Annotated in this window: 15 protein-coding genes; 9 read left to right on the plus strand and 6 right to left on the minus strand. The window is 66.3% G+C overall.

The window, feature by feature from the left end:
* Position 1: 1 nt before the first annotated feature.
* Complete coding sequence (locus GXN78_RS35885) at positions 2 to 1,180, minus strand: alpha/beta fold hydrolase (RefSeq protein ID WP_106560567.1); 1,179 nt, start codon at positions 1,178 to 1,180, stop codon at positions 2 to 4.
* Between the two features lie 114 nt (positions 1,181 to 1,294).
* Here GXN78_RS35885 and GXN78_RS35890 point away from each other — a divergent pair, with 114 nt between their 5' ends.
* The 3 genes from GXN78_RS35890 (at position 1,295) to GXN78_RS35900 (ending at position 4,327) form a co-directional block, all read left to right on the plus strand.
* A complete protein-coding gene (locus GXN78_RS35890; protein ID WP_106560556.1) occupies positions 1,295 to 2,113 on the plus strand; it encodes an SDR family oxidoreductase in 819 nt (272 codons plus the stop codon).
* Positions 2,110 to 3,297 carry an MFS transporter gene (locus GXN78_RS35895; protein WP_106560557.1) on the plus strand — a complete coding sequence of 396 codons (1,188 nt, stop codon included), beginning with the start codon at positions 2,110 to 2,112 and terminating at the stop codon, positions 3,295 to 3,297. Before GXN78_RS35890 ends, GXN78_RS35895 begins: the two co-directional genes overlap by 4 nt.
* A 424-nt stretch (positions 3,298 to 3,721) precedes the next feature.
* Positions 3,722 to 4,327 (plus strand): class I SAM-dependent methyltransferase, encoded by a 606-nt coding sequence (locus GXN78_RS35900; RefSeq protein ID WP_106560558.1) that lies wholly within the window; start codon positions 3,722 to 3,724, stop codon positions 4,325 to 4,327.
* A gap of 67 nt (positions 4,328 to 4,394) precedes the next feature.
* Here GXN78_RS35900 and GXN78_RS35905 read toward each other — a convergent pair whose 3' ends face one another.
* The 4 genes from GXN78_RS35905 to GXN78_RS35920 form a co-directional block, all read right to left on the minus strand.
* The gene (locus GXN78_RS35905) at positions 4,395 to 5,678 is read right to left on the minus strand and encodes an alkyl sulfatase dimerization domain-containing protein (protein WP_146163189.1); all 1,284 of its coding nucleotides are present in this window, start codon (positions 5,676 to 5,678) and stop codon (positions 4,395 to 4,397) included.
* Positions 5,679 to 5,755: 77 nt separating this feature from the next.
* Positions 5,756 to 6,067 carry a type II toxin-antitoxin system RelE/ParE family toxin gene (locus GXN78_RS35910; RefSeq protein WP_106560560.1) on the minus strand — a complete coding sequence of 104 codons (312 nt, stop codon included), beginning with the start codon at positions 6,065 to 6,067 and terminating at the stop codon, positions 5,756 to 5,758.
* Complete coding sequence (locus GXN78_RS35915; RefSeq protein ID WP_106560561.1) at positions 6,064 to 6,348, minus strand: ribbon-helix-helix protein, CopG family; 285 nt, start codon at positions 6,346 to 6,348, stop codon at positions 6,064 to 6,066. Before GXN78_RS35915 ends, GXN78_RS35910 begins: the two co-directional genes overlap by 4 nt.
* A gap of 64 nt (positions 6,349 to 6,412) precedes the next feature.
* Complete coding sequence (locus tag GXN78_RS35920) at positions 6,413 to 7,594, minus strand: M20/M25/M40 family metallo-hydrolase (RefSeq protein ID WP_219910127.1); 1,182 nt, start codon at positions 7,592 to 7,594, stop codon at positions 6,413 to 6,415.
* Between the two features lie 169 nt (positions 7,595 to 7,763).
* Between GXN78_RS35920 and GXN78_RS35925 the strand changes: the two genes are divergently transcribed.
* Positions 7,764 to 9,341, plus strand: coding sequence for an MFS transporter (locus tag GXN78_RS35925; RefSeq protein ID WP_239143119.1), 1,578 nt, complete (start codon positions 7,764 to 7,766; stop codon positions 9,339 to 9,341).
* On the opposite strand, the gene GXN78_RS35930 is transcribed toward GXN78_RS35925, so the two are convergent.
* A complete protein-coding gene (locus tag GXN78_RS35930; RefSeq protein WP_106560724.1) occupies positions 9,323 to 10,273 on the minus strand; it encodes a LysR family transcriptional regulator in 951 nt (316 codons plus the stop codon). The genes GXN78_RS35925 and GXN78_RS35930 overlap by 19 nt on opposite strands.
* Positions 10,274 to 10,429: 156 nt before the next feature.
* On the opposite strand from GXN78_RS35930, the gene GXN78_RS35935 reads away from it, so the two are divergent.
* From GXN78_RS35935 to GXN78_RS35955, 5 genes are read left to right on the plus strand one after another with little or no spacing between them, the layout of a single operon-like run.
* On the plus strand, positions 10,430 to 11,281 hold the full coding sequence (locus GXN78_RS35935) for a fumarylacetoacetate hydrolase family protein (RefSeq protein ID WP_106560723.1): 852 nt from the start codon (positions 10,430 to 10,432) through the stop codon (positions 11,279 to 11,281).
* A gap of 15 nt (positions 11,282 to 11,296) precedes the next feature.
* Entirely contained in the window at positions 11,297 to 13,381 is a 2,085-nt protein-coding gene (locus GXN78_RS35940) for a hydantoinase/oxoprolinase family protein (RefSeq protein WP_106560722.1), read from the plus strand.
* Positions 13,378 to 15,168 (plus strand): hydantoinase B/oxoprolinase family protein, encoded by a 1,791-nt coding sequence (locus GXN78_RS35945; RefSeq protein ID WP_106560721.1) that lies wholly within the window; start codon positions 13,378 to 13,380, stop codon positions 15,166 to 15,168. The genes GXN78_RS35940 and GXN78_RS35945 overlap by 4 nt, the downstream gene beginning before the upstream one ends.
* 8 nt (positions 15,169 to 15,176) lie before the next feature.
* On the plus strand, positions 15,177 to 15,551 hold the full coding sequence (locus tag GXN78_RS35950; RefSeq protein ID WP_106560725.1) for a hypothetical protein: 375 nt from the start codon (positions 15,177 to 15,179) through the stop codon (positions 15,549 to 15,551).
* A 50-nt stretch (positions 15,552 to 15,601) separates the two neighbouring features.
* The gene (locus tag GXN78_RS35955; protein WP_343231047.1) at positions 15,602 to 16,657 is read left to right on the plus strand and encodes a GTP-binding protein; all 1,056 of its coding nucleotides are present in this window, start codon (positions 15,602 to 15,604) and stop codon (positions 16,655 to 16,657) included.
* The last annotated feature ends 13 nt before the right edge of the window (positions 16,658 to 16,670 follow it).

Below are 16,670 nucleotides of genomic sequence, written 5' to 3' on the forward strand. Positions count from 1 at the left end.
ACTATGGCTCCAGCAGTGCGCGCTGCTGCAGCCAGCCGCGGATGAGTTCCGTGGCCTCCTTCAGCAGCTCCGGCTGGCCGGCGTAGTAGTGCGTGGCGCCCTTGACGATGCGGAAGCTCTTGTCGGGCGAGGCCGCGGCTTCGTACAACATCTTGGGGTGCGTCTGCGGCGCCGCGTCGTCGGCGCTGTTCTCGATCACCAGCAAGGGCACCCGGATGCGCTTCGCCCCCTCCAGCCCATTGCCGCAGGAGTCGTCGAGCGACCATTGAGACAGCCAGGAGCGCAGCGTGGTGAAGCGGGCCAGCCCCACCGGACCGGTGTTGACCGTCTCGGGGTTGCCCATGTAGCACCAGCGCGGCTTGCGATCGTTGGGGTCCAGGGCCGGATCCAGAAAGCGCGGGTCCGCCAGCGTGCGGTGCACGATGAAGGGACGCTCCATCTCGCCGGTGCCGCGCGCCTTCAGCTCGGCCAGCGTCCTCCTGGCCCACGCGCTGATGCGCCGCATGCGCGCCATCTGGGCAGCGCGGTAGCGCTGGATGTACTCGGGCGAGTAAGGCGGCTGGTTCGGGTTGCGCGCATCGTAGAGGTCGAGCTCGACCTCGCGCTTGTCGGGATCGAGTTCATCCGTCACCGAAGGATCGATGGCTTCGGCCAGCAGATGGGCCCGCGACAGGTGGGCCGCCTGGAAGATCACCGCGTCCGCCGCGATCAGCCCCGCGCCCTTGAGGTCGACAGGGTCGCCCGCCGGCGTGTGCGTGAGGGTCGGGTTCTCTGCCTCGGCCTGGTAGCTCATCGCCAGCGCGCCGCCGCCGGACCAGCCGACCAGCACCACTTTGCGGTAGCCCCAGACCTCCTTCGCGTGGCGGATGTACGCGCCGAGGTCGAGCAACACCTTCTCCATGATCAGCGCGGTGTCGTTGCGCTGGTAGCGGCTGCCCGCGCACAGCACGTGCGCGCCCGTCGCCGCCATCGCGCGCGGCACCGGCAGCAGTTGCAGGGTCGAGGCCGGGTGCATGAACACCATCAGCGTGTCCGATGCCTTGCCGGCGGGCCGGAAGCGGATGCCCTCGAGGTTCACCGCCCCCTGGTTGCCGGAGAAGCCGTAGGTCTCGGTGAAGGCGGCGCGCTCCTCGTACTGGAGGTGCACCCACTCGGTCTGGACGTCGAGGGTTGGGGTCATGGCGCGACTGTAGGTGGCGGCTTGCGCGGCCACAGTCCCCCGGCGGCGGTACACGCAGCGCCGTCCCCTGCGAGGGGACTGACATCGGCGCGAGGGCGGCCGACAGTGGCGGCCATGAAAGAAACCTGGTTGCAGCTCGAAGACAAGGTCTGCGTCGTCACCGGCGCGGCAGGCGGCATCGGCATCGAGATCGCGCGCGAACTCGCCACGGTAGGCGCCAAGGTCGCGCTGCTGGATCGCGACGCGCAAGGCGCGGCACGAGCCGCTGCCGACATCGCGGAAACCGGCGCCCGCGCCATCGGGATCGCCTGCGACATCACCGACAAGGCCGACGTGGCGCGCGCGGCCGCGACGGTGCAAGGCGAGCTCGGCCGCTGCGACGTGCTGGTGAACAATGCCGCCACCCTCTACGCCGCGGCGCTGATGGACATCGAGCTGGAACGCTGGAACCAGCTGATGGCCGTCAACCTGAATGGCTTCCTGCTTTGCGCGCAGGCCTTCGGCCGCCAGATGATCGCGGCCGGCGGCGGCAGCATGGTCCACATCGCCTCGATCTCGGGCCGGGTGCCGCAGCCCTTCAGCGGGCCCTACAGCATCAGCAAGGCGGGGGTGAAGATGCTGTCGCAGTTGTTGGCGGTGGAGCTGGGCGAGCACCGCATCCGCAGCAACGTGGTCAGCCCGGCGATGGTGCGCACGCCGCTGACCGAAGGCATCTACCAGGATCCGTCCGTCCTGAAGAAGCGCGAATCCATCGTGCCCGCCGGACGCATCAGCGGACCGAAGGACATCGCCGAAGTGGTGGCCTTCCTGGCCAGCCCGCGCTCGGGCTATGTGAACGGCCAGGACGTGCTGGTCGACGGCGGCCTCAGCACGGCCTGGTTGTCGCTGATCCCGCGCCCCGGCTTCGAGAAGCAAGACGCGCAGAAGGCATGACCGGCTGGCGGCGCGGCGGCCTGCCCGCACTCGCCACGGTGCACTTCTGCAGCAGCGCGATGATGCGCGCCTGCGACCCGATGCTGCCGGCACTGGCCAAGGCTTTCGACACCACCACCGGCCGCGCCGCGCTGACCGTCTCGGTCTATGCGGTGGCCTACGGCCTGCTGCAACTGCTGTTCGGCCCGCTCGGCGATCGCTTCGGCAAGCGGCGCGTGATCGGCGCCGCCGCGCTGGGCTGCGTGGTGGGCAACGCGCTGGCGCTGTTCGCCGTGAGCCTGGACATGCTCGTGGTCGCGCGCTTCGCCGCGGGCGCGACGGCGGCGGGCATCATCGCGCTGGTGCTGGCCTGGGTCGGCGACACGGTGCCCTACGCCGAGCGGCAGCCGGTGCTGGCGCGATTCCTGATGCTGTCGCTGGGCGGGATGATCGCCGGCCAGTGGGTGTCCGGCTTGCTTACCGAGTGGCTGGGCTGGCGCGCGGTGTTCGCGTTGCTGGCCGTGGTGATGGGTGCCGGCGGGCTGGCGATCAGCTTCAACCGCGAAGTCCGTGCCGAACCCGTGCGGCCGCCCTCCCCGCACGGCTACCTGCGCGACATCCGCAGCGTGGTGGCCGAGCCTTGGGCGCGCTGGCTGCTGCTGGTGGTGGCGATCGAAGGCGCCTTCGCTTTCTGCGGCCTGGCCTTCCTGCCGGCCTTCCTGGTGCGCGAGTTCGGGCTCGGCCTGTCGGCGGCGGCCGCGGTGGTGGCGCTCTATGGCATCGGGGGCTTCTTCTATGCCTTCGCCGCGCGGCGCCTGCTGACGCTGTTGGGCGAAAGCGGCATGGTGCTCGCGGCCGGACTCGCCATGGGCCTGGGCTGGCTCGTGCTCGCCATCGGCCGCCACTGGGCCCTCGCACTGCCGGCCTGCCTGGTCGCCGGCATCGGCTTCTACATGCTGCACGGCACCTTGCAGACGCATGCCACCCAGATGGTGCCGGCGCTGCGCGGCACCGCGGTCAGCCTGTTCGCCGCGGCCATGTTCCTGGGCATCTCCTGCGGCGTGGCGATCGCGTCGGTCGTGGTGGACCGCATCGGCACGCCGCCGGTGTTCGGGGCCTGCGCGCTGGCACTGCCGCTGCTCGGGGCCGCGCTGTGGCTCAGCCTCCGGCGGCGGACGGCGGCGCGCCCGCGTCCGGCCTCCTAGCGGCCGGTTCTGAGTTGGGGGGCTCCGGCTGCAGACGGCCCCATGCCGGTGAGTTGCCGCTTGCATCCTGCTGTGGAAAAGATGGCAGGCAGCGCACCAACATGGCGTGCTGCAACGCGTGGGCCCCGCGCACATGGAACGTGCGCCTGCCAATGAGGAAATGGCATGTTGCAGTGCACCAAAACACGGAAGTCAAGCCTTTGTTTTCCCCTTGGGCGGTGCATGACTCTGTGGATAACCCCCTGAGCATCTCGCCGGAGCCGCATCCCGCTTGGCTTCCATTGCGGTGCTCATCGAACGAGCAGCCCCTGCGCAATTCAAGTTTTTTTATCGGACCTGCGCCGGCGAACGAAGCCTTTGGTGTGATAGGCCAGGCTGCATGCAGCGGCGCTGAGACAGAATGCGGAGTTGGAAAAGGGATCCCATGGAATCAGTCAGTGCCGCCGCCTTCGACGAGTCCTACTATCAGCGCTATTACTTCGACAAGAAGACCAAGGTGGCGGACCCCCAGCACATCGAGCGCCTGGGCGCCTTCGTCTGCGCCTATCTGAAATACCTGCGCGTACCCGTGCACCGGGTGCTGGACATCGGCTGCGGCGTCGGGCTGTGGCGCGACATCGTGTCGCAGCATTTCCCGCAGGCGCGCTATCACGGCGTGGAGGTCAGCGAGTATTTGTGCGAGCGCTACGGGTGGGAGCGCGGTTCGGTCGTGGACTACCGAGCCGGTGAGCCCTTCGACTTTCTCATCTGCCAGGGCGTCCTCGCTTATCTGAGCCCGCTGGATCTGAAGCGCGCGCTGAGCAACCTCGGGACCTTGACCCGGGGCGCTCTCTACGTGGAGGCCGTGGTGCGCGAGGACTACGAACGCGACATCGTGGACGAAAGCCTGACCGACCCGCAGCTCTTTCGCCACCGCGCCGACGTGTACCGGCGCGGGTTGTCGCGGCAGTTCAAGGAGATCGGCGGCGGCGTGTGGCTCAGCCGGCAATCCGATGTGCCGTTGTTCTCGCTCGAGTGCGTGGCAGAGTGACAGCGGAGCGACGGGTGCTGCGTCCGGCAACCAGGTCCTGAACCTCTCTCGACGCGTCCCGTGACGATCATCGTCCTGGTCCGGGTGAACGCATGAGGCCTTCAGCGTCACGTCGATACACCGAGAAGATCGCCTTCCCGATCAACGAGGTCTCGGCCGCAGCGCAGCCTGCGTAAACGTCGGCACGGACACGCTGAATGGCAGCGTCGTCCGGGGCAGTTGCCGAGGCCAGCTCAACCAGGTGAGCGGCGAGCCGCGTCTTGCCATCTTTCAGAAGCGTCGCGGCCCGGTCTGCAAGTACAGTCGCGCCGCCGCAAAGTGCGGCCAGTTCGCGTGCCAGCTCTGCCGCGGGCGCAGGCTTCAGGTGCGCGGGGTTGCCGTCGAACCACCCAGCGTACAAGTGATAGATCCCTCGGATGACGAATTCGGGATCGTCGTACTTGGGTTTCAGATAAGGCCTGGCGAGCAGTTCTGCAGGCGGCACGACGCCAGCCAGCACCTCTTCCAGGCTCTTCCCCTGATTCATCAAATCGAGCGACTGATGGATCAGGCTTTCCAGCACGGAGGCCGTGTCGTCAAGCAACGCCTTCGCACGAGCGGCACCGAAGACGACGGGCCCGTGGCCTGGAACGACGGTCTCGGGCTCCAACGCCTCCATCCTGCGCAATGCGTGCGCCCAATCCGGCGCATAGCGCTGCACCTTGCGTGGATTGCCGGCGTTGGGGAACGCCCAGATGATGAAATCGCCGCTGATGAGCACGCGCTTCTGTGGCATCCAGACGAAGGTGGCGTCGTCGGTTTCCCCCCGTCCATGGGTCAGCTCGAGATGCACGCCGCCTACCTCCAGGCTGAGCACATCGTCATAGATCTGATCAGGACGTCGATGCCGGTCAGGGAAAGCGTAGCCCGGGATGTTGAACTGCCTCCCCATGACGACGCTGTTCAAACCGTGCGTGGCGTCGTAGCGCGAGAACCGCTCCAGAACGCCGCGGTGCGCGATGATGCGCGGCCGTGCCACACCGCGTTCGTCCGCCTCGGCGTCATACAGATGCACGCCGAAAGTGTGGTCGATGTGGCCGTGGGTATAGATCACGGTGTGGACCGGGCGGCCGTCCCACTTTCGGATGGCGGCGAAGATCTGATCTCCGATCTCGCGGCTGCCGGTGTCGATCAGAACCAAGCCATCGGCGGTGCGGATCGCCGTCACGTTGCCGAACACATAGCTGGTGTGTACGACCACGACGTCTTCACCCACCGGGGTGATCGAGCCGCCGGCGACCGCAGCGGTCCAATCCTCCATCGGGACCGCCCCTTGCCAGAGTTGCTCGGAGATGGTCATCGCGTTGTTCATGATTTGCTCTTGCCCGAGGAAGGGGGTACGGCACGGGTTGTGCGCAGTGCGCGCTGCGTTGAAGGAGATCACAGACTTCAGCGCCGGCGTTTGAAGCCTCGCTCGCGTTGGCTGCGTATGGCAAGAACGAAGACGGTATCGAGATCTGCCATGAAGCGGTATAGCGCGACGTACCCGCGCGATCCGTGCCCAATGACCGATTCGCGCTTGCCGCCTTTCACGGGCCGACCGATCAGAGGGCTGAGAGTCAAGATTTGCAGGGACTGAACGATCTCCTCGATCCACCCCGGGCCATCGGTTCCGTCGAACTGGGCCATGTGATCAAAGAAGCGATCGAAGTCATGCAGGACCTCCGGCGCAAGCTCAAGCCGAACGCCTCGACCGCTCACCGACCGAGCCTGCGGGCTACCGGCTTCCTCGGCCGCTCACCCTTCAAGCGAGCCTCAAGATATGCCTTGGCATCATCCCAGGGAACGGTCTTGCCGGTCGAAAGCACCTTGGCCCAGCGTTCGTCGGCAACGCGATGATGCTCTTCCTCTATCTCGGCCTGTTCGACAGTCTGAGCGATTGCCTCGACGATAAAGGCGTGGGTGGTTTTCCCGGCTCGCTCCGCAGCTGCGGCGACCCGCGCCTTCAAGTCATCCTCAATGCGAATGGTGGTTGTGGACATCGTGAATCCTGCCTCGGCCACTGTAGCACACTAGTGCTACCTTGTCGCCATGGAAGCTAGCTGCCTAAGGCTTCTTGCTGAGCTCCATCACCATGCGCGTGAGCAGGTAGAAGCGCGGAACCACGCTCTCGACCTCTGCATACTCGTCCGGCGTATGAATACCGCCGCCGACGATCCCGAAGCCATCGAGCGTGGGAACGCCGACATCGGCGGCCAGGCTCGCGTCGGCGGCGCCGCCGGAGCCCTCGATGGTGAGCTTCTTGCCGATCTCGGCGTAGATCGATTCGGCCGTCTTGACCAGTGCGTCGGACTGCGGCGTGCGCGGCATCGGCGGCAGGCCGCGCGACAGCATCGTCTTGACCTGCGTGTCGGCGATCAGCTTGTTCTGCGAGACGCGGGCCAGGTCGCGCTCGATGCGATCGAACTCTTCGCGCGTCACGGCGCGGACGTCGCCCTTGGCGGATGCATTCTCGGGGATCACGTTGGTGGCGCCGTTGGCGTTCAGCACGGTGAAGTTGATCGTGGTGAGCTTTTCCGCATCGCCCAGCTTGCCGAGCTGCAGGATCTGGTGGGCCACCTCCATGGCGGCGTTGCGGCCCGAGTCCGGCGCCACCCCGGCATGGGCTGCGCGCCCCTTGACCTCCACGGTCGCCGTGGCACTGCCCTTGCGCCACACCACCAGGCCGTCCGCCGGGCGGCCGGGCTCCAGGTTGAGCGTGACATCGTGTTCCTTGGCGACGCGACGGATCAGCGCCGTGGTGTCCAGCGAACCCACCTCTTCATTGGTGTCGATCAGGAAGGTGATGCGGCCATAGTCCCTGAAGTTCATCGCCTTCAGGATCTTGAGCGCGTACAGCCCGGCGACCACGCCGCCCTTGTTGTCCATCACGCCGGGGCCGTAAGCACGGCCGTCCTTGATGTAGAAGGGCTTGGCTTTCGCCGTGCCGTCGGGGAAGACCGTGTCGATGTGCGCCATCAGCAGGATCTTGCGGCTGCCCGTGCCCTCGAAGCTCGCAACCACGTTGGTTCCGGGATGCGGCGTCGCCGGAAAGGTCTCGATCTTCCCGCCGAGCTTTTGCAACTCTTCCACCACCACGCCGCGCACCTTCTCGAGACCCGCGGTGTTGGCCGAGCCGGAGTCGATGTTGACCAGGCGTTCCAGCAGCAACAGCGCTTCATCCTTGTAGCCGGCAGATCGGTCGAGGACCTCCTTGTGGGGCTGGGCATGAAGCGCGGACACCAACATGGCCGCGCCGAGCCCCAACAAGAAACGAGGCAGCCAAGGTCTCGCGGCCGCACGGGTGGTCGATGCGAATGTCATCGGAAGAATCCTTTGTTGAACACGGACGCGGGAGTCTAGGCCAGGTTTGGAGGGCAGAATGCAATCGAATCCGGCCCCCCGCGAAGCTCCGTCGATGTCCTCCGCATCCCACTCCCTCTGGTCGCCCTTGCGCCTGCCCGCATTCCGCGGGCTGTGGACCGGCAGCGCCATCTATTTCACCGGCAACGCCATGCAGGTCATGGCGGCTTCGTGGCTCATGGTGGAGCTCACGGGCTCCTCTTTCCTCGCGGCCTTGGTACAGACCGCCGTGTTCCTGCCGATGTTCCTGCTGGCACTGCCGGCCGGCGTGCTGGCCGACACCACCGACCAGGCGGCGGCTGATCCTAATGCGCTCGCCGTTCAGGTGGCCATCGTCGTTGTCCTGTCCCTGCTCGCATTGGGCGGGCGGGACCGGCGACGCTGCTGTTCACCTTTGCCGCCGGATGCTCGCACGGCGCTGCTGTCACCGGCCTGGAACACCAGCGTGGCGGACACGGTGCCGCGCGAGGACATGCCACAAGCCATCACGGCGATGTCGATCGCCTGGAACAGCGCGCGGGCCTTGGGGCCCTCCATCGCGGGCTTCGTATTCGCATGGCTCGGTGCAGGCTGGGTGTTCGTAGTCGCGGTGGCGAGCGCACTGGTGATGATGCAAGCGGTGCGGCGCTGGCCCCCTGCCCCGCATGCCCAGTCGCCCCTGCCGGCGGAGCGCCTCTGGAGCGGCACTGTCGCGGGCCTGCGCTATGCAAGGCACTCGCCGATGATCCTGGCCCAGCTGCTGCGCACCGTCGCCTACAGCGGCACCGGCTCGGCGCTGTGGGCGCTGTTGCCGGCCATCGCGGCACAACAACTCAAGTTGGGCGCCGCCGGATTCGGCTTCCTCATGGGATGCCTGGGCACAGGCGCGGTCGCTGCGGGCCTGGTGCTGGGCAAGTTGCGCGCGCGCCTGGGGCTCGAGCGCCTCGTCGCCCTGGGGTGCATGGTCTTCGCCACGGTGATGCTCATCGCTGCCTTCGTGCGCATTCCCACTGTGGTCTTCGCGGCACTTGCCATCGGCGGCGCCGCCTGGATGGCGGTCATGGCCACCTTCAACACCGCCACCCAGTCCAGCGCGCCGCCCTGGGTCCGTTCGCGCGCCGTGGCACTGCACACGGTCAGCGCGCTGGGCTCGTTCGCCATCGGCTCGGCATTCTGGGGCGCGGTTTCCGGCATCACCGGGCTGGCCATTGCGCTCAGCATCGCAGCCCTCGCCATGACGGGAGGCATCTTTCTCGCCCGCTGGCTGCCCCTGCGGATGGGCGCTTCGCCCGAGGTCACGCCCGTCGCGCTCTGGGAAGATCTTTTCATCAAGGACCAGCCGCTTCCGGACGATGGCCCGGTGTCGGTGGAGATCGGCTATCGCATCCGCGCCGGCGAAGCCGAGGAGTTCCTGAATGCCGTGACCCAGCTGCGCGCCTCGCGGCGCCGCGACGGCGCCACCCTGTGGCGCGTCTATCGCGACCTCGGCGATCCGTCGCGCTACGTCGAGCGATTCATCGTCGCCTCCTGGGCCGACTACCTGCACCAGCGTGCCCGGGCCACGCTGGCCGACCAGGACATCGAGGCGCGTGTGCGGATGTTCTTGCGCGACGGCGAGGCGGTGACGACCCAGCACTACATCGCCGAGCGGTGAGATCGCCCGGACGCGCCCGTGGGCTCGGTGAGCTCGCTCCCCCATGCGCGAACAATCTGCTGAATCATCTCGGCAACCATCCTGCACGCGGGCGAAAGCTTGCCTTGCTTGGGGAACGCCAGCGTCACGTGGCGAAAGAGATCAGGCTTGACGAGCTTGCTGGCCTGAAGACGGCCGCGTTGCAGCTCCGTGGCAATCGAGTACGGTCCCATCATCGAATAGAGGCCAGCCGTCTGTGCCACGAGTTCCTTCTGCATCGTCAGCGAATCGACTTCGGCGACGGGGGTCAGCGCGAAGCCCAGGCTTCGGGCTGCCTCGTCAAGTGCATTGCGCCAATGACTGGGACGTCGAGGAAGCACCAGGCGCAGACCGGACAAGCACGAGAAGTTGACCGTGGGCTCTTTCGTGAGCCCGTCACCCGGTGCAGCAATCAAGTAGGTATGCGCAACGCTCAGCAGCTTTTCTTCGCTACCGCTCGGGCGATTGAATCGAAAGAGGATCGCCATGTCGACCGCCCCGCTGTCAAGCATGGCGTTGAGCTCGGTGCCCTGAGCTTCGGCGATGTTGAGACGGATGCCCGGGTGCTCGACCTGCAGGCGCTCAAAAAGCCGTGTCATCAGTGGATGCGCTGCCGACGGGATGACGCCCAGGCGGACCTCGCCGAGCAGTTTGCCCGATTCCTCGCGAAGTTCCTCCGCCAGACGATCGGTCTCGAGCAGCCAGGACCGTAGCCGCACCGCCGCGCGCTCGCCCAGTTCGGTCGGCGCCACGCCCCTGCCCGTTCGCCGGAACAGAGGGCCGCCGAAACCCGCTTCGAAGTCATGGATCTGGCGGCTGATGTGCGACTGCACCGTCTGTCGCCTGGCCGCGACCTTGCTCAGGCTGCCAGCGTCCAACACCTCCAGAAAGAGCCTGACGGCCGCGACGTTCATAGGGACACCCCATTCGCGATATGCCAAATATGGCAAGTCTGATTGCTCTGAATTCTATCTATGCGGGGAGCTCCTGGATTTTTACATTTGCCTTGGCTGCTGCAACCGACTCATTCCGAGCAAACCAACGCAGCGATTTGGACCAAGGAGACTCGTTTGAAACTCACCAGCTTCATACACGCCGGGCAGGCCACTTACGGCGTGGTGCAAGGAGACCACTACCGACTGCCGCCGGCCGATTTCCTCGGCCGGCATCCCGACCTCCTGTCGGTATTGCGTGCCGATGCCTTGCAAGAACTCGAGCAGGCGGCCGCGGCAGGCGGCAGCACTGTGCAGGCCACGGCGGTGCGCGCGCTGCCGGTCATTCCCAATCCTCCCAAGCTGATCTGCGTGGGGCTGAACTACAAGACCCACGTGGCCGAGACCAAGCGCGGTGACAGCGAATATCCGTCGCTGTTCATCCGCTTCAACGACACGCTGGCCGCGCATGAAGACACCGTTCTGCGCCCGGCCTTTTCCGAGCGCTTCGACTGGGAAGGCGAACTGGCTTTCGTGATCGGCAAGGCCGGACGCGACATCCCCAAGGCGCAGGCCTTCGAGCACATCGCGGGCTATGCGTGCCTGAACGACATCAGCGTTCGCGATTGGCAGCGCCACACGCACCAGTTCACGCCGGGTAAGAACTTCCCCGGTACCGCGCCGTTCGGACCGTATCTGGTGACCCGCGATGAGGTGCCGGACGTCACCAAGCTGACGCTGGAGACGCGTGTCAACGGCAACGTGATGCAGCACGCGAGCATCGACGATCTGATCTTCAACATTCCCGTGCTGGTCGAGTACATCTCCCGCTTCACGCCGCTGTCGCCCGGTGACGTGATCGCCACCGGAACGCCCGGGGGCGTCGGCGACCGCCGCGAGCCGCCGCTGTACATGAAGGAAGGCGACGTGGTCGAGGTGGAGATCACCGGCCTGGGCATTCTGCGCAACCGCATCGGAACGGCAGCCTGAGGCGCCGAGACACACATGGCAACCCAATCCAAACCCCATCTGCGCATTGCGGTCGACATCGGCGGCACCTTCACCGACATGGCCGCTTTCGACGAGTCCACCGGCAAGCTGATGTTCGGCAAGGCGCTTTCGACACACGGCCAGCTCGTCAACGGTATCCAGGCCACGCTGGACAGCGCCGACATCGATGTGCGCAACGGCCAGCTGTTCCTGCACGGCTCCACCATCGCCATCAACACGCTGCTGGAGCGCAACGGCGCCAACACGGCGCTTCTGATCACGGAGGGCTTTCGCGACATCTACGAGATCGGCCGCGTCAACCGTCCGGATGCCTACAACCTGTTCTTCAACAAGCACCAGCCGCTGGTCAAGCGCTCGCTGCGCTTCGAGGTGGCCGAGCGCCTGCGCGCCGACGGCAGCTTGCACAAACCGCTGGACGAGGGCGCGGTGCGAGAGCTGGCCCGCGAGCTGAAGGGCCAGAACATCGAGGCGGTGGCGGTGCTGCTGCTGCATTCCTATCGCAATCCTGCACACGAACAGCGCGTCAAGCAGATCCTGCAGGAAGAGCTGCCGGGTGCTTTTGTTTCTGCATCGCACGAGCTGTCGCAGGAATACCGCGAATTCGAGCGCGTCTCCACGGTCGTGGCCAACGCCTACGTCGGGCCGCGCGTCTCCGAATACCTCGGTCAGCTTGAAACTCACCTTTCCGGCAAGGGCTTCGGCGGCGATTTCTACATCGTGCAGTCGACCGGTGGCCTGTTTCCGATCGAGCATGCGCGCGTCGGCTGCGTTCGCATGCTGGAGTCGGGCCCCGCGGCCGGCGTGATCGGGGCGCAGGCCATCTGCGCGCAGCTCGGCATGGGCGATGCGATCGCCTTCGACATGGGCGGCACGACGGCCAAGGCAGGCGTGATCAGCGAGGGCCGGCCGCTCACGACGGGCTCCGCCCTGATCGGCGGCTATGAGCGCGCGCTGCCGATCCAGATCCCGATGATGGATATCCACGAAGTCGGCACCGGCGGTGGCTCGATCGCGCGCGTGGAGACCGGCAATGCGCTGCGCGTGGGACCGCAGAGCGCCGGCTCCATCCCCGGTCCGGTGGCCTATGGCCGCGGCGGCAAGGAGCCGACCGTGACCGATGCCAACCTGGTGCTGGGCCGGCTCGACGCCGACAACTTCCTCGGCGGCGAACTCAAGCTCGATCTGGAAGGCTGCAAGCGCCAGATGGCCGAGCGCGTGGCCGGCCCCTTGGGCCTGGACCCGACCGAAGCGGCCGATGGCATCCTGCGAATCGCGGTGACGCAGATGTCGCATGCCGTGAAGGCCGTGACCACCGAACGCGGCCTGGACGCCGGCAGCTTCACCATGGTGGTGTATGGCGGCGCCGGGCCGCTGCACGCCTCGGCGATCGCGCGCGAAATCGGCATCCGCAAGGTGCTGATCCCGTACGCCCCAGGCTACTTCTCGGCCTACGGGATGCTGTTCTCCGACTTGCGCTACGACTACGTGCGCTCGGTGTTCCGCAAGCTCAACGATGTGTCCTTCGAGGAAATCGAATCGGCCTACAAGACGATGGAAGACGAAGGCCGTGCCGCGCTGGAGCAGTCCGGCATGAAGGCAGACGGCGTCGTGATCGAGCGTGCCGCGGACATGCGCTACGTGGGTCAGGAGCACGCCGTCACGGTGGACCTGCCGATGGCCTTCTTCGAGGGTAAGGACCGCTCCGCGATCAAGCAGCAGTTCGACGAGCTCCACAAGGTGCGCTACGGCACTTCGGCACCGAAGGAACCGGCTGACCTGGTGAGCCTGCGCGTCACCGTGCTCGGCACGATGAAGAAGCCGCCAAGGCACCAGGTGGACGAGGGCTCGTCCAAACCCGAGAAGGCCGCGATGCGTGCTGTCAAGCCGGTGTACTTCCGATCCGGCGGCTGGGCCGACACGCCGGTCTACCGGCGCGATCTGCTGCGCTCGGGCAACGTTGTCAGCGGCGCGGCGCTGATCGAGGAGCACGCCTCGACCACCGTGATGCAACCAGGCGACGAGATGCGCGTGGACGAACTCGGCAATCTTCAAATCTCCATCGGGAGCGATCGGACATGAGCACCCCTACGAACACCCCCGCGACGGTCGATCCCGTCACCGTCGAGATCATCCGCAACGGCTTGTACGCCGTGACGGAGGAGATGAAGACCAACCTCACCCGCACCGCCTACAACCTCATCATCTACGAGGCCCTGGACTTCACGGTCGGCCTGTTCACCAAGGAGGGCGACACGGTGTCCATCGGTCTGGGCCTGCCGATGTTCATCCGCGGCATGTCGGAGACGGTCAAGGCGAAGATCAAGCACTTCGGCTACGACAACATCCTGCCCGGCGACATCCTGGTCACCAACGACGCCTACACCACCGGCAGCCACCTGAACCATTTCACCTTCACCATGCCGGTGTACCACGAGGGCCGGCTCGAAGGCTTCACCTGCTGCATGGCGCACTGGCTGGACGTGGGCGGCACGCTGGGCAACGTGACCACCGACATCTTCAGCGAGGGGATTCAGATCCCCATCATGAAGTACCAGCGCGAGGGCGTGGTCAATCAGGACCTCATCGACATCATCGCGATGAACGTGCGGCTGGCCGAGCGGGCACTGGGCGACCTGCGCGCGCAGATCACGGCGATCACCACGGGCGAGCGCCGCTACGTCGAGCTGCTGCAGCGCTACGGCGCCGATGCGGTGAACGGCTCGATCCGCCAGATCATGGATTCCTCCGAGGCGGTCGCGCGCAAGAACACGCTGTCGATCCCCGACGGCGTGTACGAGGCCGAATCCTTCATGGACGACGACGGCCTGGAGATCGGCAAGCGCATCCCGATCCGCGTGAAAGTGACCGTCCAGGGCGAGGAGATGACGGTGGACCTGTCGGACGTCAGCAAGCAGGTGCGCGGCTTCTACAACTCGGGCTTCACCACCGGCATCGCCTGCGCGCAGGTGGCCTACAAGTGCCTGACCACGCCGACGGACTACCCGGTCAACGACGGGAGCTTCCGTTCGCTGAAGGTGATCATGCCGATGGGCACGGTGATCAGCGCCGAACGGCCCTACCCGATGCGGGTGTGGATGACCTTCCCGATGACGGTGATCGACACCATCTTCAAGGCATTGGCCCCGGCCATCCCCGACCGTTCCATCGCCGGCCACCATGCCGACCTGGTGTTCCCCAACATCCATGGCATCTCGCCGGAGGACGGGCGGCTCTTCATCGTGGGCATCGGGCCGCTGGGCGGCGGCTGGGGCGCGAAGAGCAGCGAGGACGGCGTGTCCGTCACGGTCTGCATCAACGACGGCGACACGCACAACAGCCCGACGGAGCAACTCGAGGCCAAGTACCCGGTGCTGGTCGAGAAGTACCAGATCCGTCAGGACAGTGCCGGCGCGGGTCAGTACCGCGGTGGCCTGGGTGCGGAGATGGTGGTGCAGGCGCTCTCGCCCTTCACCGTGACGACTCGCATCGACCGCGTGCACTGCAAGCCCTGGGGCCTGGAAGGCGGCGGCGACGCCATGGGCAACGGCCTGGCCGTACGCCACAAGGGCGAGTGGAAGACCGACCACCTGAACGCAAAGATCTTCAACGTGCGGCTGGAGCGTGGCGACGCCTACAAGATGCTGTCGGGCGGCGGGGGCGGCTTCGGCGATCCGCTGGAGCGAGACGTCGATCTGGTCGCGGAGGACGTGCGCGAGGGCTACGTGAGCGCCAAGGTGGCGCGCGAGGTCTACCGCGTCGCGCTGGACTCAAGGGGGCAGGTTGACCATGAAGCGACGCGCACGCTGCGCAGCACGCCGGCCAACGGCGGCAACGGCTCCACCGACCTCGCCTGGGCCGGCCAGTGAGCGTCGTCATGGCCGATGACCTGTCGCAGCGCGCCTCCAGGCTCTCACGCCTGTGGAGCGAGCTGGCGATGCGTCACGTTGCGCTCGGCTCCAGCTGCGGCTGCGGCGCGGGCGGCGTGAGCCTCCAGCTGGTCGACTTCGAACTCGACATCGTCGACTACCTGGAGGACGCAGGCCTTCGCTCAGGTGTCTTGGCAGTGGAGGAGTTCTTCCGGGCCCGCCCGACATCGCAAGCCACGGGCCTTCCACTTCAGTCGCTGCTGGAGGGCCTCGAGCGGGAGGAATTTGCTTCCGAGGCGAGCGAATGGTTGCTGGCCAGGCTGGAGCGAACCTTGAATTCCTTCGCCGAGCTCCATGGCGGGCGAACGCAGGGCGGATCATGAGTGGCCACTTCTCCTCGTTGTTGGCCAGCGACCGGCCCGGGCGCGATCGCGTGCCCGTGACGGTGCTCACCGGGTTTCTGGGTAGCGGCAAGACGACGCTCCTGAACGAGCTTCTACGGGAACCCGATCTGCAAGGAACCGCGGTGATCGTCAACGAGTTCGGTGAGATCGGCATCGACCACGATCTCATCGCTCAGACGACTGAAGACACCATCCTGCTGGCCAACGGCTGCATGTGTTGCGCGGTGCGCGGCGATCTCATCGGGGCGCTGGTGAGTCTCGGCGAACGAGACGCAACCGGCGGCCCGGCGCTGCGCCAGGTCGTGATCGAGACCAGCGGCCTCGCCGACCCTGCGCCCATCCTCCGAACCTTGATGGGAGAGCCTGCCGTCAAGGATCGCTTCGTGTTGTCGGGCGTGTGCTGCACGGTCGACGCCGTGTTGGCGCTTGGCACGCTCGAACGACATCCGGAGGCCGCCAGGCAGGTCGCCATGGCCGATCAGCTGTTCCTCACGAAGATGGACCTGCTGAAAGAACCGATCTCGCCCGCATTGTTGGACCGCCTGAGGGCCCTGAATCCGACGGGCGTTGTGAATCAGCAGCGCGACGAGCACACGCGAGTGCTGCGGCAGACGATGGAGACGCGCACGAACGACTCACGCTCCGTCCCCGTGGAGAGTGGCCTGTCTTACAGACCGATTCCGGCCGCCGGCGGCGCAGGCGAGCCGTCGCCGCACTCGGGCGGCATCAATTCGTTCGTGATCGTGCGCGACGACCCGCTTCCGCGCGACGGCTTCTACGCCTGGCTCGACATGGTGATCGCCATGCGGGGCGAAGACCTGCTGCGCGTGAAGGGAATCGTCAACCTGCAGGAGCAGCCCGAGCAGCCGCTCGTGTTCCACGGCGTCCAGCACCTGTACCAGCCGCCCGAGTCACTGCCGGCTTGGCCGAGCGCGGACAGACGCACCCGGATTGTGTTCATCACGCGAGGCGTCGATGCGGAGTCGATGGACGAGTCTCTGCGCGTCTTCGAGCGCCGTCGCCGCCAGAGACCGCCGGCGGCCTCTTCACCGGATCCCTCATCAAAATCAAAGGAGACTCCATGAGATCACTGAAAGT

This window comes from Variovorax sp. WS11 (assembly GCF_010499245.1).
Lineage (GTDB): Bacteria > Pseudomonadota > Gammaproteobacteria > Burkholderiales > Burkholderiaceae_C > Variovorax.

Coding starts and splice junctions, on each gene's coding strand:
- GXN78_RS35905 (WP_146163189.1), bottom strand. CDS start 5,678: ATGAACAACGCGATGACCATCTCCGAGCAACTCTGGCAAGGGGCGGTC.
- GXN78_RS35900 (WP_106560558.1), top strand. CDS start 3,722: ATGGAATCAGTCAGTGCCGCCGCCTTCGACGAGTCCTACTATCAGCGC.
- GXN78_RS35925 (WP_239143119.1), top strand. CDS start 7,764: ATGTCCTCCGCATCCCACTCCCTCTGGTCGCCCTTGCGCCTGCCCGCA.
- GXN78_RS35945 (WP_106560721.1), top strand. CDS start 13,378: ATGAGCACCCCTACGAACACCCCCGCGACGGTCGATCCCGTCACCGTC.
- GXN78_RS35920 (WP_219910127.1), bottom strand. CDS start 7,594: ATGTTGGTGTCCGCGCTTCATGCCCAGCCCCACAAGGAGGTCCTCGAC.
- GXN78_RS35885 (WP_106560567.1), bottom strand. CDS start 1,180: ATGACCCCAACCCTCGACGTCCAGACCGAGTGGGTGCACCTCCAGTAC.
- GXN78_RS35950 (WP_106560725.1), top strand. CDS start 15,177: ATGGCCGATGACCTGTCGCAGCGCGCCTCCAGGCTCTCACGCCTGTGG.
- GXN78_RS35895 (WP_106560557.1), top strand. CDS start 2,110: ATGACCGGCTGGCGGCGCGGCGGCCTGCCCGCACTCGCCACGGTGCAC.
- GXN78_RS35890 (WP_106560556.1), top strand. CDS start 1,295: ATGAAAGAAACCTGGTTGCAGCTCGAAGACAAGGTCTGCGTCGTCACC.
- GXN78_RS35930 (WP_106560724.1), bottom strand. CDS start 10,273: ATGAACGTCGCGGCCGTCAGGCTCTTTCTGGAGGTGTTGGACGCTGGC.
- GXN78_RS35915 (WP_106560561.1), bottom strand. CDS start 6,348: ATGTCCACAACCACCATTCGCATTGAGGATGACTTGAAGGCGCGGGTC.
- GXN78_RS35940 (WP_106560722.1), top strand. CDS start 11,297: ATGGCAACCCAATCCAAACCCCATCTGCGCATTGCGGTCGACATCGGC.